The organism is Kribbella capetownensis (genome assembly GCF_004331485.1).
In the GTDB taxonomy this organism is placed as follows: Bacteria; Actinomycetota; Actinomycetes; order Propionibacteriales; family Kribbellaceae; genus Kribbella; species Kribbella capetownensis.
Genome location: NZ_SJKD01000002.1, coordinates 384,036 through 406,235, shown reverse-complemented (window position 1 = coordinate 406,235; position 22,200 = coordinate 384,036). Strand labels below are relative to the sequence as shown.

Genomic DNA, 22,200 nt, shown 5'->3' with positions numbered 1-22,200 from the left:
GAGGATCGCGATGACCACCATCGCCGCACCACCCCGCTCACCGGCATACGTCAGACCGGCGCTGTACGCCGGCCTGCTGCTGACCGTTCTGGCCACGCTCGCGCCGCTGATCGATCTCGCCACGGCCGACAGCATCGGTGACCACGTCCGCGCTGCCTACCCGAGCTGGTCGGCTGACGACGTCGCCAAGGACCGCGCCGCGATCACGATCTATCTGGTCGCCGTCGGCGTCGTCGGGCTCGCAGGCTGGCTGACGTCGATCGTCGGCGTCGCCCGGAACAAGCGCTGGGCCCGCTGGGTCAGCACCACCCTGCTCCTGCTCGGAGCGACCATCCAACTCACCGATCTGTCCGTCGGCGGCGAGGCTTACAGCACGATCGTCCCGCCGCTGCACGGCGTCATCGGAGTGCTGCCGTCTCTGGCCGGACTGGTCGCGGTTGTGGGTCTCTGGCGCCGCCGGACCTGACCGGTCAGAGCAGTGCGCGTACGGCGGCGAGGTGGACGACCTGGACTCGCCAGTCGGTGCCGCCAACGCCCAGTACGGCGTGAGTCGCGCCGGCGTCGGCGTACTGACCGAGCCGATCGGCCGCCTGCTCGGCAGTGCCTGTGAGCGGCAAGGACAGCGCCCGTTCGTACGGCATGCCGTAGCCGTCGGCGATCCCCGCTGCCAATGCTCGGACGGCACCGTCGTCGGCACCCCCGGCTGACACCCCGCCGATGGCGATCGTGGGCACGGGCCTGGCGTACCGGCCCGCGAGCTCCTCGAGATGCTCGCGGCCGGTGGCTACGTCCTCGACCGGCACGAGCGAGGGGAACCAGCCGTCACCCAGTTGCGCCGCCCGTCGACGTGCCACCGCGGAATCGTTGCCGACCCAGAAGCGTGGCCTCGCGACGGCGGGCGCCAACTGAACGGCCTGTCCGTCGGGGCCGATCTCCACCGGCTTGCCGGCCAGCAGGTCGGGCAGCGAGCGCAGTGCCCGGTCGGTACGTCGCCCGCGCTCGGCGAACGGAACCTCGGCCGCCCGCCACTGCTCCTCGCCACCACCCGATCCGACCCCGAGGATCACCCGTTCGCCGGAGACGTACTGCAACGAGGCGATCTGCTTGGCAGCCCAGGCCAGTGGCCGGATCGCCGGTACGAAGACACTCGCGCCGATCGCGACCCGCTCCGTGGCGGCCGCCGCGGTCGCCAACCCGATCGTCATATCCACGGTCGCGGCACCGGTGGCGAGGTGGTCGCCCATCCAGATGCTGTCCAGCCCCGCCTCCTCGGCGTACCTGGCCGCCGCGCGCAGGTCGAGGTGTTCGGTTCGCTGGACGTCGACGGAGGGCAGGATGACACCGATCTTCATCATGGGAGCCAGCTTCGGACCTCAACCAAAGTCGAGGTCAAATTCTCCCTACACGAACTCGGTGCCACCGGCGCGGCGGTGATCGCCGGGAGTGCGGCCGTAGTGGCGGCGGAACGCAGTGGAGAACGGGCGTACGTCGGAGTAGCCGCAGGACCGGGCCACCTCGGTGACAGTGACCGCGGGGTCGAGCAGTAGCTGGGCGGCCAGCTCCAGGCGGAGGCGGCGCAGGGTGGACATGATCGAGGCGCCGGTCTGCTGCTGGAAGAGTCGCTCGGCGTGGCGCTCCGAGAGGTGCGCGGCGGCTGCTACGTCCCGCACGGTGATCGGGCGGGACAGGTTGTCGCGGAGGTGGCGCTGCATCGCCTCAACCACCAGAGGGCCGCGGTCACGCCGTACCGGCTCGACTGCGAGGTCCTCGTCGAGGGCGAAGGCTCGGGCGGTCTCCATGACCAGAGTGGCGCCCAGAGCGCCCAGTGCGGTGCTGTAGCCGGACACCGGTGCTGCTGCCTCGGCCGCCAGCGCAGTGATCAGTGCGGGGAGTGAGCCGGTCCGGTCTGACATCACCGGTCCGCCTGAACGCGTCAGGCCGGACCACCACCCGGGTTCATCAGAGCCAGGCCTGAAGGTGAAGCCCCAGAAGGCGATGCCGAGGGGCTCGCTCCGGCTGGACTCGATCTCGTGGACGTCGCCGGGGCGGGCCAGGAACACCGAGCCCGGCTGAACGTCGTACCTCAGGTCTCCTGAGTTGAAGCGGCCCGTGCCGGAGTAGGCCAGGCAGACCTCGTGGAACGAATGGCTGTGCCAGTAGTTGCGCCAGTACTCCGGCTGGTAGTGCCCCCAGCTGAGGAAGTCAGCACGGAACCCGTCGACCTCGCAGGACTCGAGCAGTCCGGCGAGGTCGACGAAACGGTCCGCGGTCGCGACGTCCGCGAGGGTCAAACAGCGCTCCTGCCGGTCGGGTCGACTCCTCGCAGCATCATGCCCTGCCCGAGCGAGTGGTCGTGCGTCTTCACCGTCGGCGGGTCCGCCGGGTCGCGGTACTGGATCAGCCAGGTGGTCCGGGCCTCGTCGCTGGTGTTCACCCCGGACCCGTGCACGGTCAGATAGGTGAAGAACAGTACGTCGCCCGCCTCGGCCGGCTGCGGCGTCGCCGCCTCGAACGGCGGATCGATGAGGTGGTACGACCCCTCCGCCTCGTGCTCGCGCGGCCCGTCCTTGTGGCTGCCCGGGATCACCCGGACGCAGCCCTTCTCCACCGGCGCGTCGTCGAAGTGGAAGATCGCGGCGCCCATCCGGTGGTACTTGTGCGGGAAGAACGGGTAGTCCTGGTGCAGCGGGAACGGCGAGCCGTTCTCCGGCGGCTTCACGAACAGCTTGGTGTGGTGCAGCTGCACGTTGTCGACACCCATCACCGCGGCGGCCACGTCGGTGAACCGCGGGTCGATCACGAGCTTGCTGAACTCGGCGTCGTAGAACTGCGCGTCGTGCAGATGCTGCAGCCGGGTCGCCCCGTCGGACAGTCCCATCGCGGACTTCCAGGTGGCGTCCTCGTTGCTGTTCAGCTGGGCCAGCAGGTCGTGGCTGCGCTGCCGGTAGTAGGCCGCCTCCTCCTTGCTGAGCAGGCCTTTCACCAGGACGAAGCCGTCCTCGGCGTACTGGTGCGCCAAGGTCGACAGATCGGGCTTGGCAGAGGTGACAGTCATCTCGAAGTTCCTCCTCCTCGGGTACTTCGAGACTACGAACACCGGCGCCCGGGTGGCAGGACCGGACCGGACGCCGATGTTCGTCAAACGGACATGACTACAGTCCGAGCTGTGCCAGCCGCACGCTGATCCGGGGATCCGTCGAGACCACGGGCGCACTCGACCGCACCCACGGATCGCCGTCGAAGTACGTCGCGAAGATCTTCTCGGCCGTCCGGGTCGCCAGCGCCTGCGCGGTCAGCGTCGGGTTCGGGCCGCCCAGACCGTTCGACAGCGCCGAGTTGTCGGCGATGAACAGGCCCTTGACCGCGCGGGTCTCGCCCCGCGGATCGACCACGGAGTTCTGCTCCGACGAGCCCATCCGCATCGACGACTGGACGTGCAGGATCAGCGGCGCCCAGTCGATCCGGTACACCTTCTCCGCGCCGGCACCGCGCAGCAATTCGGCCGCCTTGCGGGCCATGAACTCGCGATTCCTCAGCGTCCGCGCGGTGCGCTGGCGCTGCTTGAAGGTGACCTTCGGGATCGGCCCGTTCTCGTCCGCCGGCAGCGCCGACAGGGTGACCCGGTTCTGCGCCTCGACGTCGTCGTCGGTGATCACCAGCACACTCAGCAGGCGGTCCATCCCGTGCGACAGGACCTCCTTCAACTCCGGCCCCATCACCCGGCCGGCCGGACCGTCCCACGGCCCGGTCCGCCCACGACCGTTCTTGTAGTGCCCGCGGATCCCGCTGTCCGACAAGGTCCCCGCGAACGCCGCGAGCGCCGGCGGCAGACCGACGTTCTCCAGACCGCCGTACGGCGGGTAGTCCAGCCGCGCACTCGAACCGACGCCCTTCGGGTTGCCGGTGTAGTCGCCGAAGACGCCGAACACCCAGTCGAAGAAGTGATCGGTGTAGCCGCGCCCGACCCAGCCGTTCGGGTTCGGCAGGCCGCTGCTGAACCAGAGCCGCGGGTTCTCCGTGCAGCCGCCGGACATCACGACGACACGCGCGTCCTCACGATGCTCGGTGTCACCGGAGCGCCACGTCACCCCGGTAGCGGTCAGTACGCCGTGCCGCTTCTCGGTGTGCACCTGGGTGACGAAGGCGTCGGCGATCAGCTCGACCGGTTTGCCGCCGCGCGACCACACCTCCGCGGTCAGCGCCATCGGCACGTAGCTGTTGTCGGTCGAGCGCTTCGCGAACTGGTTGCGCGGGGCACCGTTCGGCCGCATGCACCCCTGGAAGCAGTAGCCGCAGAAGGTGCAGCCGGTCGCCTTCGGATAGACCAGCAGATCCTTGTCGGCCGTCTTCCCGGCCGTGCCGCCCGGCTGCAAGATCGCGTTCTCCTGCGGGCGGTACGACGGCCGATGCGTGGTCTTGGTGGTCTGCACCGGCAGCCCGAGCGTCTCCGCGCCGCGGAAGAACGTCTGCTCCTTGTGCCCCATAGCGGCCGTCATCACCGGCATGGTCGCCTCGACCCATTCGAAGTACGGCACCAGCTCGCCGTACGTGAACGGGAACCGGTGGTCGACGTCGTAGCCGTTGCGGTCCGGGCCGTCGTACCCCTCGAAGACGCCCGGGTAGGCGCGCGGGTAGTTGCCGTAGAAGTGCTGGGTGGTGCCGCCGACGCCGGACAGTTGCCAGACGAACGAGTTCTGCGGCCATTCCCGGTACCAGGCCGGCTTGTCCCGGTCGGACGGGCCCCAGCGCAGGTAGCCGGTGAGCGGGTTGTTCGCGTCGTCCTCGAACGTCGTCCACTCCTCGCGCGGCTTGGCATGGCGCGGACCGGCCTCGAGCAGCAGTACGTCGAGGCCCTGCGCCGCCAACTCCTTGGCCACCACGGGACCGCCGCCGCCGGCCCCGATCACGATGACGTCGCGCATCAGTCGCTCACCTTCTGCCGACCCTGGTAGTAGCCGATGAAGTCGTCCCAGCCCTCGACCGGGCCGTCCGGCTGATAGCCGGTGTGGTTCCAGCCGACCGGCCGCTTCCGCAGCGTGCGGGTGACCTTGTCGTAGACGGCCGATTCGCCGTACGCACCGAAGGTGGCGAACTCGATCAGCGCGCCGCCGACGAACTTCAGCAGCCCGGACACCGACGCCTTGAGCGGCTCCGGGAACTGGACGTCGAGCAGTTCGACGAGGTCCGCGTCGGTCCGCTCGATCAGCTCGAACGCCGCCGCCTTCTCGGCGTACGAGAGCCGGGCGAACGGCGACAGATGCGGCCCGTTCACCGCGAGCGGGTTGACCTGGGTCGCCATCAGGTTCAGCAGGCCGGCGATCGGGAACGACAGCGGCAGCGCCTCGTCGCTCTCCAGGTACGTCGCCAGGGCGCGATCCAGCCGGCGGAGGTCGACCGGGAGCACCTCGAGTCCCGGCAGTGCGATGCCCGAGTCAGCCAGGCCGGTCACCAGGGCGGACCCGACCGGCTGGGCGATCGCGTCCGGGAACGGGACGAAGTTGTCCAGCGAGTTGATGATGAAGTCGGTCGCGCCCGCCTCGATCGCACCCGGCGTCGGACTCGGCGTGCCCTGGGTCCGCGAGTACGGATCCCGGCCGGGCATCGCGAAGACGGTGAGCCCGTTCAGGGTGTCCCGAGCGAGCTCGGCCAGCACCGGCCGGATCAGGTCGACGGCCGGCGGGAGCAGCGAGTCGGTCGCCGCGTCAGCCGGAGCGAGCAGGCTGCGCGTGAGCAGACCGCCGCCACCGACCGCCGCGCCGAGCACGCCGACCCGAGCCAGGAAGGCTCTTCTGGAATGTACTCGAGCACCGACCATGCGACGTCCTCCGTTGTGGGACCAGTTGCGCTGTTGGTCCGACAACGAGTTGCGCGGATCGGGGTTACTCCTTGGTCTTTGCGGCCTCGGCGGCGGCCTGCTCCTCGACTGGTACGACGATGGGCCGGAGCCGGGCCCAGAGGACGAACAGGGCCGCGAACACGAGCATCGCGATGCCGCCCCACAGGTTGATGTTGATACCGGCCGCCTTGGCGACCTCGTCCGGGTCGGCGATGATGCCGAGGATCGTCAGCACCAGACCGTAGATCCCGACCAGCGCCGCGATCACCACCCGGATGTCGAACGCTCCGGTCTTCTTCTGCTGCTCAGCCATTTCTGTACCTCCGTCAGCCGAAGATGATGTTGAGGACGATGACCATGGCCAGTGAGATGCCGGCCAGCAGCACCGGCCTGCGGTACCAGCCCTGGTCGCCTGCCTGCGCCACCTCGGTCCGCTGCTCCTTTGGTGTCAGCGAATAGACCAGGCCGACCAGTTCGGACTCTCGCTTGGGTGCCGTCGCCAGGCTGACCAGCACACTGACCAGGATGTCGACCACGAAGGCGGCACCGGCACCGACGAAGCTGGCTCCCTGGCCCGGCAGGTCGATCACGCCGTTCTCGGACAGGATGAACACCAGGATCGCCGTCGCCGTACCGCTGACCAGACCGGTCCACCCGGCGGTCGCGGTCATCCGCTTCCAGAACATACCGAGGATGAACGTCGCGAACAGCGGTGCGTTGAAGAACGAGAACAACTGCTGCAGGTAGTCCATCAGGTTGCTGTAGCCGGAAGCGATCGCCGCTGTACCGATCGCGATAAAGGTGCCGGCGACGGTGATCCAGCGACCGGTCCGCAGGTAGAAGTCGTCGCTGCGTTCCTTGACGATGTACCGCTCGATCAGGTCGTAGGTCATGACGGTGTTGAACGAGCTGAGGTTGGCCGCCATCCCGGCCATGAAGGAGGCCAGCAGACCGGTGATGGCCAGGCCGAGCATGCCGTTCGGCAGCAGGTCGCGCATCAGCAGCAGCAACGCGTCGTTGTAGGTCACCTCGCCGGTGCCGTCAGCCTTGAACTGGGCCAGTTCGGGCACGATCACGGCCGCGATGATGCCGGGGATGATCACGATGAACGGGATGAACATCTTCGGGTAGGAGCCGATGATCGGCGTACGCCGGGCCGCCGACATGTTCTTCGACGCCATCGCCCGCTGGACCTCGACGAAGTTCGTCGTCCAGTAGCCGAAGGACAGCACGAAGCCGAGACCGAAGACCAGACCGATCACGGAGAGGAAGTCCGAGCTGAACCCGCTCAAGGCGTTGCCGGGCCAGGCGCTCATCTGCTCCGCGCCTCCCGGGGAAGCGCTCACCTTGTCGACGAGGCCCTCCCAGCCACCGACCTTGTGCAGACCGACCAGCGTCAGCGGCAGCAGCGCGGCCACGATCACGAAGAACTGCAGCACCTCGTTGTAGATCGCCGCGGACAGACCGCCCAGGGTGATGTAACTGAGCACGATCGCCGCGGCGGCGATCACCGACACCCAGATCGGCCAGCCGAGCAGCACGTTCACGATGGTCGCCAGCAGGAACAAGTTCACCCCGGCGATCAGCACCTGGGCGACGGCGAAGCTGATCGCGTTCACCAGGTGCGCCGGCTTGCCGAACCGGCGCAGCATGAACTCCGGGACGCTGCGCACCTTGGAGCCGTAGTAGAACGGCATCATCACGACGCCGAGGAACAGCATCGCCGGGACCGCGCCGATCCAGAAGTAGTGCACGGTCGGCATGCCGTACTGCGCGCCGTTCGCCGACATGCCCATGATCTCGATCGCGCCGAGGTTGGCCGAGATGAAGGCGAGGCCCGTCACCCAGGCCGGCAGCGAGCGGCCGGACAGGAAGAAGTCCAGGCTGTTGGACACCGCGCTCTTGGCCAGGTACCCGATCCCGAGCACGAAGACGAAGTACGTGGCGATGATGATGTAGTCGATCGCCGTGGCATCCAGCCTCAGGATGGATTCAAGTGCAAGCATCGGCCCTCCGGATCCTCGATGTGACGCATCGTGGCAGTACCGGTGAGGAACGTTACTCCTGCTTTCAACTACGGTCGCGCCGACCCACCAACGAGCGGCGTCAGATGCGGATCTCGGCGACGACGGGGCGGTGGTCGCTGCCGGTGGAGCTCATCACCCAGGCCTTGGTCGGGGTGACGCCGCGCACCATGATGTGGTCGATCCGCGCCATCGGGAACTTGGCCGGCCAGGTGAAGCCGAACCCGTAGCCGGCCGCGCCCTGCGCCGAGCGCAGTCCGGTGGTCAACGGGGCCAGGCTGCGGTCGTTCGCCGTACCGTTGAAGTCGCCCATCACGATCACCCCGGCCAGCTTCTCGTCGGAGATCTGCCGGCCGAGCGCCTTGATCGTGTCGTTGCGCTGGTCCGAGGTGAAGCCGCTGGCGCCGACCCGGACGGAGGCGAGGTGGGCGACGTACACCGCCACCTTGCCCTCGGGGGTGCTCACCTCGGCCCGCAGCGCTCGGGTCCACTTGAAGCCGACGTCGACCGACTCACTCTGCGCCACCGGGAACTTCGACCAGAGCGCCACGGTGTCGCGGGCCACCTCGTACGGGTACGTCTTGGCGAACGCCGCCTTGTAGACCTTCATGTCCGCCGCGGTGACCTCCTCGAGCGCGATCACGTCCGCGTCGGCGGTGAGCAGGTCCTGCGCGGTCGCCTTCGGGTTCGGGTTGTCCGCGTCGACGTTGTGCGACAGGACGCGTACGTCGTAGGCACCGCCGCCCTTGCCGGGGATCAGCAGGTTGCCGAACATCAGGCCCCACACCACCGCCGGGACCAGCAACGCGACACCGGCGGTGGCGGAACGTCGTACCACGGCCGCGATGGCGAGGACCGGTACGGCGACGCCGACCCAGGGCAGGAAGGTGTCGAGCAGGCTGCCGAGGTTGCCGACCGAGTTCGGCACCCAGCGATGGAAGAGCAGTGGAAGAGCGGACAGCACCGCGAGGAAGGCGATGAACCAGCCACGACGCCACTTACCGTTCTTCCCGCGCCGACGGGTAGTGGCCCGCGACGGCGGTTTCGCTGCGGCGACAGTGGTCTGGCGGTCCGACATGAAGCGATTGTTGCGGACACACGGTCCGGACCAAAGCCGACGCAGGGTCCGGCGTGGCTTTTCATCCCTAGGAAGGACCGGTCCGGACCGAAATGATTAGCGTTGTGTGAGGACGGTGGTGCGAAGGGCTGAGAGCCCTGACAATGCGATCATGCCGTCTGTGCAGACCGCCGAGCCGTTCGTCGTCAAGCGTCGCGGACTCGGGACGACGAAGACTGTCCTGTACCTGGGCACGCTGCTGTTCGCGCTGATGGTCCTGCTCACCGTGCTCTGCGTCGTCGTGCAACTGATCCGGGGCGACCCGATCCGCGATCCGCTCGAGGCCATCTGGCTGTCCTTCGGCGGAACACCGCTGATCTTCGCGGTCGGCCTTCCGGTGCTGCTGCTGGTCGGTGCCGTGACAACGATCGAGGAACGGCGCGAGGCCGACTCCGACGACGTACTGCTGTCGATCGACGCGGCCGGGATCCACCTGGGCGGTGAGCAACGCCGCACGATCGCCTGGCCCGACGTCCACGGTGTCTGCCGGGTGGAGCGGCACGAGGTGAACGCCGAAGGCGACGAGGTCTGGGAACCGTACCTCGTCGTCCTGGTGCACGACGAAACCTCGCTGGCCCGGAGTTCGAGGACCTGGGGCCCGTCCTGCCGCTGGCCCGGCACCGTCGAGATCCTCGGCCGCCCCCTCCCCTACGACGACCTCGTCGCAGCCGTCGCCCGCTACGCCCCGGACATCACCGTCACCGACCGCGGCCGGAACTGATCCGAGGCCCGGCTAGCGTCGGGGCATGACCGCACCCGACATCAACAGCCCTGCGGAACAAGAGCGGTACGAGCGAGGTCTCGAGGTACTGGCCACTGTGGATGGTGGATCAGCGCCCGCCGTGATGGACAGCCTCGCCGACGTCGCACCCGCGCTCGCGCACCACATCGTCGCGTTCGGCTTCGGCGACATCTACGCGCGCCCCGGCCTCGACCCCAAGCAACGGCAACTGGTCACGCTCGGCATCCTGACCGCCCTCGGCGGCTGCGAACCACAACTCGAAGTCCACCTGAAGACAGCCCTCAACGTAGGCCTCACCCCCACCGAGATCGTCGAATCCCTCACCCACGCCGCCGGTTACTGCGGCTTCCCCCGAGCCCTGAACGCCGTCACCGTGGCGAAGAAGGTCTTCGCCGAACGCGACCTCCTCCCAATCGCCACCTAGCCCCGGCGGACCGCCTGGCCGGCACAACGGCGCTGAATACGCTGCCTGCCCGCTGGTCGCACCGCCGTGCCTACCGATTGTGATGGCCTGGCGGTTCGCGAAGCACACGCCATCGACGAACCACCTCCAGCCGCAACCACCCGTCAGTCACCCGGCGGGCGGCAGCCCGCACCACCGGGTGCGGCAGCACCCACCACGCAGGCGAAAGCCTGCGACTCAAGGCCGGGTGGGTGCCGGGGGAACTAGCCGTTGGGGCCGAGGAGTTTTTCGAGGTCGGTGAGGACGTCCATGGCGCCGAGGGGGCCCAGGCCGAGGAACCAGACCTCGTCGTCGACGCGGGCAACGTGGCCGTCCTTCACGGCCGGCAGCGCCTTCCAGAGGTTGCCGTTGACAACGGTGTTCTCGGCGGTGGTGTTCGGCTTGCCGTAGCTGGAGTAGAAGATCCAGTCACCGGCCGCCTGCGAGATGTTCTCCTGCGACACCTCGACCGCGAGGTCCTGCACGTCCTGGATCTTCGGCCGCGGCAGTCCGATGTCCTTCAGGATCACGCCGATGAACGACAGGTTGCCGTACAGCCGGATCTCGGCCGGCCGGAACCGGACCAGCGAGATCGTCGGCGAACCGTCCACCTTCGACTTCACCTCGTCGGCGCGCTTCTGGTAGTCGTTCAGGATCCCGGTGGCCTTGTCCTCCTCGCCGACCGCGTCCGCGACCAGCAGGAAGTTCTCCTTCCACGGGAACCCGGGCCGGATGCTCATCACCGTCGGCGCGATCGCGTTCAGCTCGTCGTACAGGTCGTTGGCCCGCAGCTTGCTGCCGAGGATCAGGTCCGGCTTCAGCGCCGCGATCGCCTCCAGGTTCAGCTCGCTGATCCCGCCGACCGTCTTGATCCCCTGCGCCCTGTCCGCGAGGTACGACGGTACGCTGGCCTGCCCCGCGGTCGTCGCCATCCCGACCGGGGTGATGCCGAGCGCCAGTACGTCGTCCAGCTCACCACTGTCCAGTACGACGACCCGCTCGGGCTTCTTGTCCAGCTTCGCCTCGCCGAGCGCGTGCTTCACCGTCCGCGGGAAGACGCCCGGCTGCGCGTCCGAGCCGAGCTTGGCGGTGTCCTCGTCCGCGGTCTTGAACAGCCGTCCGCCGGTCGCGACGTCGGTGTCACCGACCCCCGTGTCGGCACTGCCGGTGTCGTTGCCACCACCACATCCGGCCAGGACCAGCAGGGCCGCCGTAACGACTACTGCGATGCGCGTCTTCACGGACGTTGAGACTACAACAACTTTGGTTAGGCAGTCCTAACCAGGTCCACTTGTTGGCCGTGCAGCAGGTTGTCCGAGACGAGTCGGCTCAGATAGTCACGGATCACCTCGGCCGCCTTCTCCGGCTCGAACAGCCGCGCCCACAGTGCGACCAGACACGCAGGAACTCCGCGGCACCCGCGATCACCGGGTACGCGCGGTCCCGGAGGAAGCCCACGTCCTGCTGGAAGCGGTAGTGCTCCATCAGATGCGCGGTCAGCCAAACACCACAGGTCGCGCACGTCGACCACACCGGGTCGTCGCCACCTTCGCCGACCGGCCAGGTCGAACGCCAGATGTCCGCGTTGTGATGCGAGACCCAGCCCGGAGAGCCATACAGGATTCGCGCAGTCTCCGCGCCCGACGACGCCAGACCCTCGAGCAGGTCGGTGAGCGGGTCGAAGCACTCCCCCAGACCGGTCAGATCCGCCGGCCAGTAGTTCATCTGGGTGTTGATGTTGTTGGTCCAGTCGCTCGCCCACATCGGCCGGCGGTCCTGGTTCCAGATGCCTTGCAGGTTGGCGGCCTGGGTCCCGGGCCGGGAGGACGCCATCAGCAGGTACCGCCCGAAGCCGAACATCAACGCGACCAGGTCCGGATCGTTGCCCCCGGCAGCAACCGCTTTGATCCGCTCGTCGGTCGGCAGCTCACTCGGCTCACCCAGCACCAACTCGGCGTGGTCGTACAACGCGACGTGATCGTCGACGTGCCGCTCACGAAGCTTGTCCAGGGCAACCGCATCCAGTCAGCTCGCGCGGGGCGTCGCCGGACCACACGTCGTCGAGGTTGAGGGCGATCCGCTCCGCACCGACCCGGCCGAACACCTTGGCACTGAGGTGACCGTTGCCCAGCGGCAACGCCTCGAACCAGTCCGGCGCGGGGGTGCGGAACCACAGTTCGTGCGACATGAGGAGTTACTTGCTCCCGGACTTGTACTTGTCGTAGGCCTGCTGGTTGATCTCCAGGTACCGCGGCATCCCGGTGCTGTCGAGCCCCTTCACATAGGCGTCCCAGTCGGTGTCGATGTTCTTCGACCCGGTGATGAAGGCCAACTGGTTCTGGTTCACGTAGGTGTTGAGGTTCGTCTGCAGGGTCGCGAGCTCACCGCTCAGGCTCGGGTCCGGCCAGACCGAGGTCTGCGGGAAGTACTGCGCCTTGTCCTGGTGGCCGTCGTACAGCTTGGTCGCCTGGAACAGTCGCCGCTCGTAGCCCGCCCCGGTGTAGATGTCGGCCGGCACGACCTGCGCGTTGCGGTAGGCGAGCGTGTTGTTGTACTGACCCAGCGCGCCCCAGCTGATGTTCTTCGGCGCGTTCTGCACCGGCTTGTACAGCGGCTTGGTCTTGTCGTCCAGCGCGATGTCACCAGGCCCGGGCTTGTTCCAGCCGACACCCTCCGGGCCCATGTTGGTGATCATCTGGCCCTCGTCGGTGTAGATGTAGTCGAGCATCTTGATCGCCGCGACCTGGGCCTCCTTGCTGGCCTTGTTGGTCAGCATGAACGTGTAGCCGGTGGAGGTCGGGTAGTTCCAGCCGGTGAAGCTCTTGCCGCCCGGACCGGTCAGCGGCGGTACGACGTCGTACTGCTTGTCCCGGCCGTCCTTGGAGTCGGCCTGGACGAAGATGTACGGGTGCAGCACCGGTACCGAGCCGAGCGTGATCGCCTTCGGGTTGTTGCCTTGGGCCTGCAGTGCCTGCGCGTTCTGGGTGAACGCGGCCTGGTCGATCAGGCCTTCCTTGTAGAGGGAGGCGATGTACTTCAGCCCCTCTTTCCACTCCGGCGAGGTCACCGGCGTCACGACCTTGTCGCCGTTCAGCGTGAGCAGCGAGCGGACGCCGTTGTTCGCGCCGACCGGGTCGTAGGCGAAGGCGCCCATCAGGTACGGGATCAGCGCGCTGTCCTGGACGTCGGACGTCATCGGGATCTCGTCGGCCTTGCCGTTTCCGTTCGGGTCCTTGGTCTTGAACGCCTCGAGTACCTTGCGCAGGTCCTCGGTCGTCTTCGGGACCTGCAGGCCGAGCTTCTTCAGCCAGGTGCTGTTCATCCACAGCTTGTCCGAGTAGTTGCAGTGGTAGCAGTCGGCCCACTGCGGCAGCGCGTAGATGTGACCGTCGGGCGCGGTCGACATCTCCTTGTAGGTCTTGTTCGAGTCCAGCGCCTTCTGGATGTTCGGCGCGTTGTCCTTGATCAGCTGCTCGAGCGGGACCGCGACACCCTGCTGACCGAGCTTGAGCACCTCGGCCTGGGTGAAGGCGTCGACCCACGGGATCAGGAAGAACAGGTCCGGGTAGTCGTTGCTGGCCAGCGCGATCTGGCGCTTCTCCTTGGCCGGCCCGGCGTCGAACGTGGTGGTCTGCCAGCGGAACTGGATCTTGAACTTGTCGCTCATGATCTTCGTGACCTGGTTGGTGTCCAGGTTCATCGTCTGGTCCGACGGCGTGAAGGTGTCGATGACGACCTTGCCGTCCGCCGTCGTCTCGTTCGCCGCCCCCTTCGCCGACTTGTCCGAGCTGCACGCCACCAGGGCGAGTGCTCCGGCCGCGACCAGCGCGGCGACTTTGCTCACGGATGAGCGCATTGCGGTGTTCCCTTCTGAAGTGGGCGCACGGCCCTTGACCGCTGTGAACGGGTTTTCAGCCCTTGACCGCGCCGACCATCACGCCCTTGGTGAAGTGGCGGGCGACGAACGGGTAGATGACCAGTACGGGCAGACTCGAGATGACGATGAGCGCGTACTTGAGAACATTGGCCAGCTGTTGCTGTTCGAGCTGCTGGGCCAGGTTGGTGGTAGTGGTCGACCCGGTGAGGGTGTTCAGGATCAGCACATTCCGCAGCACGATCTGCAACGGGTACAGGCTCGGGTCCTTCAGGTAGACCAGGGCGTCGAAGTAGCTGTTCCACTGGAAGATCGCGTACATCAGTGCGATCACCGCGATCACCGGCTTGGACAGCGGCAGCACGATCGACCAGAGGAAGCGCAGGTCGCTGGCCCCGTCGATGGTGGCCGCCTCGTACAGCTCGTCGGGGATGGTCGAGCGGAAGAACGTGCGCGCGATGATCACCTGCCACACCCCGATCGCGCTGGGGATGACCATCGCCCACCGGGTGTTCAGCATGCCCAGGTCCTGCACCACCAGGTACGTCGGGATCAGGCCGCCGGAGAACAGCATGGTGAAGACCAGCAGACTCATGATCACGTTGCGGCCGAAGAAGGTCCGGCGTGACAGCGGATAGGCGATCGCGATCGTCAGCGTGACGCTGATCAGGGTGCCGCCGATCGCGTAGATGAAGGAGTTCAGGTAGCCCTTCATGATGAGAGGGTCGCTGAAGGCCTCCTTGTACGCACGGATGCTCGGCTCGACCGGCCAGAGCAGGACCCGGCCGGCGCTCACCGCCGACGCGCTGCTGAACGAGTTCGCGACGATGTAGATCAGCGGCACCGCGACGATGATCAGCGCGATCCAGAGCATGATCTTCACGCCGATCAGGAAGATCCGGTCGGTCTTGGTCTCCTCGATCGCGGTGCGTTCCGATCGGCCGGCCGCCGTACGCCGGAATCCCTGCAAGGTAACGCTCATGACCAGAGTCCGTTCCCTGTGATGCGCTTGGCGACGAAGTTCACGCCGAGCAGGAGGAAGAGGTTGATCACCGAGTTGAACAGTCCGATCGCGGTCGCCATGCTGAAGTCGGCGTTCAGCAGGCCGGTCTTGTAGACGTAGGTGGCGATGATCTCGGACTGGGCGGTGTTCAGCGGGTTCTGCAGCAGGAAGGCCTTCTCGAACCCGATCGACATGATGTTGCCGACGCCGAGGACCAGGATGATCACCGCGGTCGGCATGATCCCGGGCAGGTCGACATTCCAGATCCGCTGCAGCCGGCTGGCGCCGTCGATCCGGGCCGACTCGTGCAGCGCCGGGTCGATCCCGGACAGCGCGGCCAGGTAGATGACGGCGGAGTACCCCGTGGTCTGCCAGACGTCGGACCAGACGTAGATGTGCCGGAAGTAGTCCGGCCGGCCGAGGAAGTCGATCTGCGGGACCCCGAACAGGCCGATCGCGTCGTTGACGAAGCCGAGCCGCGGCGACAGCACCAGGATCGTCATCGACACGACCACCACGGTGGAGATGAAGTACGGCGCGTAGGTGACCAGCTGCACGGTCTTCTTGAACCGGCCGTTGCGAATCTCGTTCAGCGCGATCGCCAGGATGATCGGGATCGGGAAGCTCGCGAGCACGGTGTAGGCGGCCAGGAAGAAGGTGTTCTTCACCAGCGTCCAGAACACCGGGTTCTGGAAGAACAGCTCGAAGTTCTTGAACCCGACCCAGTCACTGCCCCACGGGCCCTTGACCGGGCTGTAGTTCTTGAACGCGATCACGGCGTTGGCGATCGGGATGTACTTGAAGATGACGAAGTACGCGAGCGGTACGACGATCAGCAGATAGAGCTGCCAGTGCCGGCGCAGGCTCCGGCCGGCCGCGGTCCGCCGGCTCGGGCGAGGCGGCGGGGTGCGTTTCACCGCCTCGGTCCTGGCCGGTGCCGCCGGCGCCGGTTTCACCTCGAAGGTTGCGCTCACTCCGCATCCTTTCCGTCACGCACTGGAGTGGAACCGATATCCGATAGGATCTCGGGTTTCGCTATCCCGGAGAATGACACAGAACCCCCGGCAGCGGAAGACTTCTGCGCCGGGTCGATACCGGACGTTGACCGATGCGCTCAGATCGCTTGTTTACAAGGGTTTCCCCGGGTTGCTGAGAGCAACGACTCTCGGCAAACGCCGAATGATCCGCTGGCCTCGCCAGCGGATCCGGGCAGACAACAGTCCCGGCAGAAGTCGCTCTGAGCCGACGACTTCGGTCCGGACCGGAATTTATTTCCCCTGTGAACTATGTCGAAGTCAACCCGGCGTCACCCGCCTATGTCAAGGCCTGACCAAGCCCCAGTTGCCGCTCGATCATCGCCTCGTCGAACTGCCCGCTCTGGCGGCCTTTCCAGAGCTCGGCCATCACCATCAGGACTCTGAACACGACCTGTAGCGGCTTGATCGCAGCCAGCTCATCGGCAGCGAGCGGAGTCCTCGTCGCGTGCTGGTAACCGGCCAGCAGCTCCGGTGCGCGGTGCACCCGCGCGATCACGAACTCCCAGGCACGGATGTCGGGGTGACACAGGTCGAAATCGATCACACCCGCCAGCCGGGGGTCCGCGTCGAAGTGCAGGTTCCAGCTGGCGAAGTCCCCGTGCACGATCGTCTGCGGCAACTCGCGGAGCCCGTGCTCGCTGATCAGCTTCTTCGCGCCGCCCATCGCCCGTACCGACCGGTCGGCGAGATCCGGTCGAAGTTCGCGCAGACCTTCGACGCCTGAGTCCCAGCCTTGGAAGGCAGCCATGGCGTCCAGGTCGCATGCTTCGTAGAACCCCGGCCGATGGCCGAGCTCGAGATCGCGCAAGTCCTCGTGCAACCTGGCCAGCGCTGCCCCACGCTCGGCGCGTTGATCCGCGGTCTCCTCCTCATGAGGGCTCCCCGGTACGAACCGCGTCACGGCCCACAGTCGGCCGTCGTACCGGATCGGGCCGGCCAGTTTCGTCGGCACGCACCAGCCGCGCTCGGTGAGGTGCTCGAGCACCTTCGTCTCGTAAGCGAGATCCTCCTCGGTCCGGAGTACGTGGTACCGCCGGAGAATGTGGTGGTCGCCGTCCCTGGTCCACAGGTGCCAGTTGCCGTTGCCTGGTGAGTCGTCGTCGCCCGGGCGAGTCGGTTCGAGCCGCGTCACATCGAGTCCGAGGGCAGCGGTGAGCGACGCAGTGGGGGAAGGCATCCGGCCATCGTCGCACCCGGGGGTTCCAATAGTGCGGGCATGAACTTCCCGGAAGACGCGCTTTGGACGCTGGCTTGGGACGGCGAGCGCCTCGCCGGATGGGCTCTACGAAAGCCTCGGCTACCGGGTCACTGACCGGCAGCCGAGTGCCGCAAGGCCTTCTAGTCGACGATCGAGCCGCAGCTGAGGTTGAGGACGGCGCCGGTCATCGGGCCGGCGTGGTCGGAGGCGGCGAAGGCGGCTGTCCGCGCTACTTCCGCCTTCTGCGGGAGCCGCCTGAGCGCGGTCCGCTCGAGCAGGTGGTCGAGGCCGTCCTCCGGGATGTCCCACTCCGGGTGTGTGTCCGGGGTGAAGTTCGGCCGCAGCGCGACCACGCGTACGCCGTACTTGCCGACCTCACCGGCCATCGACCGGGTCAGGCACTCGATCGAGGCGCACGCCAGGCTGAACCCGCCCATCTCGAACCCGGACTCCCGCGCGGCCGACGAGGACAGCAGGATGATCACGCCCGAGCGCTGCGCGATCATCCGGCGAGCGACCGCCGTCGACGTGACGAAGTTGGTCCGGGCCGCGTCCTGGACCGGGCGGACGAAGTCCTCGACGTCCATGTCGACCAGCGGGATGTCCTGCTTCACCCGGATGCTGACGCCGTTGAAGACGGCGTCGATCGGACCCTCGATCGACGCCACATGATCGTTCACCGCCTGTACGTCGTACGCGTCCAGCACCGTGACCGAGCCGACCGCCGCACCGATGTCCGCGGCGACCTTCTCCAGGTTGGCCAGAGTGCGGCCGGCCAGATGGACGGTGGCTCCTTCGGCGGCGAATGCCCGCGCGACCGCGCCACCCATCGCACCGCCGGCGCCGTACACGATCGCGACCTTGTTCTCGAGCAGCATGGCTGTTCCTTCCGGTAGGACTGACTGTCTACCGGGGGACGAAGCCGACGTGTCGTCCTCGACATCCCTGACACGAAAACCTGACCCGACCATCACGGGGGAACGGCCGGGCCAGGCATTACTGATGGTACTCCTCAACACCACTCTGAGGCGGGAAATTGAGCGGCGGACTCGCCGCCGAGGCCCTACTCTGAGCCTCATGCAACGTAGCTCCTGAAAGCGCACCACCGCCGCTGTTCCGGGCCACTGCCGGTAGGCCGCCGAGTGCGTCACGTCAAGCGTTTGACCTACTCGGTCGCGCTTCGTCATACCCGCACACGCTTTCGGGAGCCACCCGCGATGTCTCATCCTGCCTTCCGGTCCGCCGACCCCGTCCGGACCTACTACGCCTACAACGCCGCCTGGGCGTTCTTCGGCGCGCTGACGTCGACGCTCAGCATGGTGTACTACGTCCGCGAAGCCGGACTGAACCCACTCCAGATGGTCCTGGTCGGGACCACGCTGGAGCTGGCCTGCTTCCTCTTCGAGATCCCGACCGGCATCGTCGCCGACCTGTACAGCCGACGGTTGTCGATCATCATCGGCGTCGCGCTGATCGGCGCCGGCTACGTGCTCCAGGGCCTGGTGCCGGCCTTCCTCGCGATCCTCGCCGCCCAGGTGCTCTGGGGCCTCGGCTACACCTTCACCTCCGGCGCCGACCAGGCCTGGATCACCGACGAGATCGGCACCGACCGGGTCGGTTCGGTCATGGTTCGCAGCCAGCAGGTGAGCCTGGCCGCCACGATCGCCGGCATCGTCTCCGCTGGTGCGCTCGGCCTGATCAGCCTGCCGCTCCCCCTCGTCCTGTCCGGCGCCGGGATGATCCTGGTCGCGCTGGTCCTGGCGGCGTTCATGCGCGAGGAGAACTTCCACCGGACTCCGGCCGCGGAGCGGGAGACCTTCCGGGAGATGGCCGACACCTTCAAGCACGGCCTCTCGGTCGCCCGGCGACGTCCCGTCGTCCGGACCCTGGTCCTGATCAGCCTCATCTCCGGCCTGTCGAGCGAGGCGTTCGACCGGCTGTGGTCGGTGAAGATCCTGAACTTCACCTTCCCGACGGTCTTCGGTACGTCGGACCCGGCGTTCTGGTTCGCCGTACTGGCGCTGGTCGGGACGCTGCTGTCGCTCATCAGTTCGCTGGGGTTGAACAAACTGTCCCCGGAGCGGGTCGGTGCCTCGCATCCGAATGGCGTACTCGCGCTGCTCAGCCTCCTGCAGGTGGTTGGCGTGATCTCGTTCGCGCTGCTCGACCACCTGTGGCTGGCGCTGGCCGCGATGTGGCTGCGGACGATCGCCGACACCCTCGCCTGGCCGATCGAGTCGGCCTGGCTGAACCGCCACGTCGATTCCCGGTCGCGGGCGACGGTCATCTCGATGGTGTCCCAGGCGAACGCGATCGGTCAGGTCGCCGGCGGCCCACCGCTCGGTGCGCTGGCGGGCCGGTCCGGCCTCCGGACCGCCCTGGTCACCTCCGGGCTGATCCTGACGCCGATCCCGGCCCTCTACCTGCGTCTGCGGGAGGTACGCCGTACGGACGCGGACAAGCAGGTGGATCCGGTCTGATCAGTCGTCGATCCGGACCTTCACCTCGACCCGGCGCCGGTCGTACGACGACTTGATCAGGCTGGCGAGCGTGGTCACGAACAGGGTGCCGGCGATGAAGCCGAGCGAGGTCAGGATGCCGATGTGCGGCAGGTGGATCGCGCCGATGTCGTCGATGTGCGAGCCGTGCAGCGCCTCGATGATCAGCTTCACGCCGATGAAGGCGAGGATCACCGACAGGCCGACGTTCAGGTAGATGATCCGCTCCAGCAGACCACCGATCAGGAAGTACAGCTGGCGCAGGCCCATCAGGGCGAACGCGTTGGCGGTCAGCACGATGTAGGCGTCCTGGGTGAGCCCGAAGATCGCCGGGATCGAGTCGAGCGCGAAGATCACGTTCGCCATCCCGATCGCGGAGATCACGATCACCAGCGGCGTCAGCAGCCGGCGCCCGTCGACGCGGGTGATCAGCTTGTCGCCGTCGTAGTCGTGCGCCAGCGGCAGCACCCGGCGCATGCCGCGCAGTACGGCGTTCTCCTGGAAGTCGGCCTCGTCGTTCTCACCCTCCAGCGCGAGCCTGATCGCGGTATAGACCAGGAACGCGCCGAAGATGTAGAACACCCAGCTGGCCGCGGAGATCGCGGCCGCGCCGGCCAGGATGAAGACCGCACGCAGCAGCATCGAGACCACGATGCCGATGTAGAGCACCTTGTCCTGCGCCAGGCTCGGTACGGCGAACCGGGCCATGATGATGACGAAGACGAACAGGTTGTCGACGCTCAGGCTGTACTCGGTGATGTAGCCGGCCACGAACTCGCCGCCGGTCTGACCCGGACTGAACACGAACAGGCCGACCGCGAACAGGGCGGCCAGGCCGACGTAGAACAGCACCCATCGGGTCGCGTCCTTGATCGTGACCGTGTGATTGCGGCGCGCGATCACGATCAGGTCGAAGGCGACGATCGCCAGCAACCCGATGATGGTGAAGACCCAGACTGCAGGGGACATGACAGAGACCACGACTAACCTCCGGACGACGGCGCACAGCTTGGTCCGGAGGTCTCTTCCGCCCGGAACTCCGGGCCGGCAGCACCGGTTCGGCCGCCCAGGCCTCCCGTGATGACGACGCTGCCGCTTCGGGCGCACCGGGGGCGGCGCCCGAGAGGAATACTCCCCTCCACAAACACACCGATTCTATCCGGTACCGATGCAACACACCGTGCACCAGGTCACAACCAGCGCGTTCGCCAGGATCGTATACCGCATACAGACTCCAGCACCAGGGTTTGAATCATTCGACTCCGATCGAATACTTCTATGAACTCTTGGCAAAAAGTTTCCGTTTCGACCTGAGCTCTGGGAGATTCCCCCGGATCGGAGTACAACGTTTCTGTAGGTCTTACCGCCCCTAGACCTGGAGGAATCTGTCATGGCCGGACTCAACGGCGAAGTCTCATGGTTCTGTTGCGGCAACGCATGGGGACCCTGCGCGAGCACCGGACGAGGTGCTTGCGGAACCTGCCACTCGGGCAACTTCCAGCACGCGTGGCCGAACACCTCGGACGCCTGTTTCGCGATCACCCACCCCGACACCTGCGGGGTCACCGGGATGTCGCGCCGGACCTGCGGGTTCCGGCACTCCACGACCAACCTGTGCAACGGATCACGGGTGGTCACGTCGATCGCGGACTGCGGTCCGCAGACCGATCTGTTCTGCGGCGAGCGTGCCTGCTGCGGCGGCACGTGCGCCTCCAACCGGATCGTCGACCTGACTCCGGCCGCGTTCTCCGCGATCGCGAGCCTGAGCGCCGGCCTGATCCCCTGCACGATCGACGTCGGCTGAGAGGTGACCTGAGATGACCACAACGATGGACCGCAGGTCCCTGCTCACCCGCGCCGCACTCGGCGCCACCGGCCTGGTCGCCGCCGGCGCCATGGGCTCACTGGCCCCCGAGACCGCGTTCGCCGCGGCCACGCAGTACCCCGAACCCGGACAGCCGGACCCGAACTTCGCCGAAGGCCTGATCATCGGCCGGAACCAGGATCTCCTGCAGGTCCAGGGATCCGACGGCCGGCTGCACCGGATCCAGCTGACCGGCGTCACCAGTGTCTGGAAGCTCCGGCCCACCACACTCGACCAGGTCCGGGTCGGCGACGGCCTGTACGCCCGTGGCGTGCTGATGCCGGACGGCACCCTGGCTGCCGAGTCAGTCTGGGTGAACATCGTCAACCTGACCGTCAGCATCACCTCGATCGGGCGATCCACTCTGCAGCTCGAGCACCACGGCCAGAAGGTCGTGGGGTACGTGCAGCCCGGGCTCACCGCGGCCGTCTACAACGGCACACCCGCGGTGTCGGATCTGTCGATGCTCAAGGTCGGCCGGCACGCCCAGGTGATCGGCGCCTGGCGACCGGGCACCAACGAGATCGACATCGCGACCGTCTACGCCTCGAACTGACCGGGAGGC

At 67.0% G+C, this 22,200-nt stretch carries 23 protein-coding genes; 6 read left to right on the top strand and 17 right to left on the bottom strand.

The features are described 5' to 3' along the window. Positions 1-10 precede the first annotated feature (10 nt). Positions 11-466 (top strand): hypothetical protein, encoded by a 456-nt coding sequence (locus E0H75_RS12245; RefSeq protein WP_131513617.1) that lies wholly within the window; start codon positions 11-13, stop codon positions 464-466. Positions 467-470: 4 nt separating this feature from the next. On the opposite strand, the gene E0H75_RS12240 is transcribed toward E0H75_RS12245, so the two are convergent. The 8 genes from E0H75_RS12240 to E0H75_RS12205 all read right to left on the bottom strand — a co-directional run bounded on the left by E0H75_RS12240 (position 471) and on the right by E0H75_RS12205 (position 8,938). Next, the gene (locus E0H75_RS12240; RefSeq protein WP_202872967.1) at positions 471-1,355 is read right to left on the bottom strand and encodes an LLM class flavin-dependent oxidoreductase; all 885 of its coding nucleotides are present in this window, start codon (positions 1,353-1,355) and stop codon (positions 471-473) included. 45 nt (positions 1,356-1,400) lie between these two features. Further along, positions 1,401-2,291 (bottom strand): helix-turn-helix domain-containing protein, encoded by an 891-nt coding sequence (locus E0H75_RS12235; RefSeq protein WP_131513616.1) that lies wholly within the window; start codon positions 2,289-2,291, stop codon positions 1,401-1,403. Next, positions 2,288-3,055: a phytanoyl-CoA dioxygenase family protein gene (locus tag E0H75_RS12230; protein WP_131513615.1), complete on the bottom strand. Its 768-nt coding sequence runs from the start codon at positions 3,053-3,055 to the stop codon at positions 2,288-2,290. Before E0H75_RS12230 ends, E0H75_RS12235 begins: the two co-directional genes overlap by 4 nt. A 97-nt stretch (positions 3,056-3,152) precedes the next feature. Then, the gene (locus tag E0H75_RS12225) at positions 3,153-4,922 is read right to left on the bottom strand and encodes a GMC oxidoreductase (protein ID WP_131513614.1); all 1,770 of its coding nucleotides are present in this window, start codon (positions 4,920-4,922) and stop codon (positions 3,153-3,155) included. Further along, positions 4,922-5,815, bottom strand: coding sequence for a hypothetical protein (locus tag E0H75_RS12220; RefSeq protein ID WP_131513613.1), 894 nt, complete (start codon positions 5,813-5,815; stop codon positions 4,922-4,924). Before E0H75_RS12220 ends, E0H75_RS12225 begins: the two co-directional genes overlap by 1 nt. Before the next feature lie 64 nt (positions 5,816-5,879). Next, the gene (locus E0H75_RS12215; protein WP_131513612.1) at positions 5,880-6,149 is read right to left on the bottom strand and encodes a hypothetical protein; all 270 of its coding nucleotides are present in this window, start codon (positions 6,147-6,149) and stop codon (positions 5,880-5,882) included. Between the two features lie 13 nt (positions 6,150-6,162). Next, on the bottom strand, positions 6,163-7,842 hold the full coding sequence (locus E0H75_RS12210) for a sodium:solute symporter family protein (RefSeq protein WP_131513611.1): 1,680 nt from the start codon (positions 7,840-7,842) through the stop codon (positions 6,163-6,165). Between the two features lie 100 nt (positions 7,843-7,942). Next, a complete protein-coding gene (locus E0H75_RS12205; RefSeq protein ID WP_131513610.1) occupies positions 7,943-8,938 on the bottom strand; it encodes an endonuclease/exonuclease/phosphatase family protein in 996 nt (331 codons plus the stop codon). Positions 8,939-9,089: 151 nt separating this feature from the next. Between E0H75_RS12205 and E0H75_RS12200 the strand changes: the two genes are divergently transcribed. Beyond that, positions 9,090-9,698, top strand: coding sequence for a hypothetical protein (locus E0H75_RS12200; RefSeq protein WP_131513609.1), 609 nt, complete (start codon positions 9,090-9,092; stop codon positions 9,696-9,698). A 25-nt stretch (positions 9,699-9,723) separates the two neighbouring features. Then, entirely contained in the window at positions 9,724-10,143 is a 420-nt protein-coding gene (locus tag E0H75_RS12195; protein ID WP_131513608.1) for a carboxymuconolactone decarboxylase family protein, read from the top strand. Between the two features lie 242 nt (positions 10,144-10,385). Here E0H75_RS12195 and E0H75_RS12190 read toward each other — a convergent pair whose 3' ends face one another. The 8 genes from E0H75_RS12190 to E0H75_RS12155 form a co-directional block, all read right to left on the bottom strand. Beyond that, positions 10,386-11,402: an ABC transporter substrate-binding protein gene (locus E0H75_RS12190; RefSeq protein WP_131513607.1), complete on the bottom strand. Its 1,017-nt coding sequence runs from the start codon at positions 11,400-11,402 to the stop codon at positions 10,386-10,388. 103 nt (positions 11,403-11,505) lie between these two features. Continuing rightward, positions 11,506-12,129 (bottom strand): glycosyl hydrolase family 95 catalytic domain-containing protein, encoded by a 624-nt coding sequence (locus E0H75_RS12185; protein ID WP_131513606.1) that lies wholly within the window; start codon positions 12,127-12,129, stop codon positions 11,506-11,508. 25 nt (positions 12,130-12,154) lie between these two features. Beyond that, the gene (locus E0H75_RS12180; RefSeq protein ID WP_131513605.1) at positions 12,155-12,349 is read right to left on the bottom strand and encodes a glycoside hydrolase N-terminal domain-containing protein; all 195 of its coding nucleotides are present in this window, start codon (positions 12,347-12,349) and stop codon (positions 12,155-12,157) included. Positions 12,350-12,355: 6 nt separating this feature from the next. Further along, entirely contained in the window at positions 12,356-14,017 is a 1,662-nt protein-coding gene (locus E0H75_RS12175; protein WP_131513604.1) for a type 2 periplasmic-binding domain-containing protein, read from the bottom strand. Positions 14,018-14,072: 55 nt separating this feature from the next. After that, positions 14,073-15,017 carry a carbohydrate ABC transporter permease gene (locus tag E0H75_RS12170; RefSeq protein WP_131513603.1) on the bottom strand — a complete coding sequence of 315 codons (945 nt, stop codon included), beginning with the start codon at positions 15,015-15,017 and terminating at the stop codon, positions 14,073-14,075. Continuing rightward, positions 15,014-16,012 carry an ABC transporter permease gene (locus E0H75_RS12165; protein ID WP_131513602.1) on the bottom strand — a complete coding sequence of 333 codons (999 nt, stop codon included), beginning with the start codon at positions 16,010-16,012 and terminating at the stop codon, positions 15,014-15,016. The genes E0H75_RS12170 and E0H75_RS12165 overlap by 4 nt, the downstream gene beginning before the upstream one ends. Before the next feature lie 340 nt (positions 16,013-16,352). Next, on the bottom strand, positions 16,353-17,252 hold the full coding sequence (locus E0H75_RS12160) for a phosphotransferase enzyme family protein (RefSeq protein WP_131513601.1): 900 nt from the start codon (positions 17,250-17,252) through the stop codon (positions 16,353-16,355). 161 nt (positions 17,253-17,413) lie between these two features. Next, complete coding sequence (locus tag E0H75_RS12155) at positions 17,414-18,151, bottom strand: SDR family NAD(P)-dependent oxidoreductase (protein WP_131513600.1); 738 nt, start codon at positions 18,149-18,151, stop codon at positions 17,414-17,416. 339 nt (positions 18,152-18,490) lie between these two features. On the opposite strand from E0H75_RS12155, the gene E0H75_RS12150 reads away from it, so the two are divergent. Next, the gene (locus tag E0H75_RS12150) at positions 18,491-19,753 is read left to right on the top strand and encodes an MFS transporter (RefSeq protein ID WP_131513599.1); all 1,263 of its coding nucleotides are present in this window, start codon (positions 18,491-18,493) and stop codon (positions 19,751-19,753) included. Here E0H75_RS12150 and E0H75_RS12145 read toward each other — a convergent pair whose 3' ends face one another. Continuing rightward, complete coding sequence (locus E0H75_RS12145) at positions 19,754-20,740, bottom strand: TerC/Alx family metal homeostasis membrane protein (RefSeq protein ID WP_131513598.1); 987 nt, start codon at positions 20,738-20,740, stop codon at positions 19,754-19,756. A gap of 601 nt (positions 20,741-21,341) precedes the next feature. Here E0H75_RS12145 and E0H75_RS44050 point away from each other — a divergent pair. Together E0H75_RS44050 and E0H75_RS12135 are read left to right on the top strand one after the other, a co-directional pair. Continuing rightward, the gene (locus E0H75_RS44050; protein ID WP_238162977.1) at positions 21,342-21,575 is read left to right on the top strand and encodes a septal ring lytic transglycosylase RlpA family protein; all 234 of its coding nucleotides are present in this window, start codon (positions 21,342-21,344) and stop codon (positions 21,573-21,575) included. Positions 21,576-21,588: 13 nt separating this feature from the next. Further along, complete coding sequence (locus tag E0H75_RS12135; protein WP_131513596.1) at positions 21,589-22,191, top strand: cell wall protein; 603 nt, start codon at positions 21,589-21,591, stop codon at positions 22,189-22,191. Positions 22,192-22,200 lie beyond the last annotated feature (9 nt).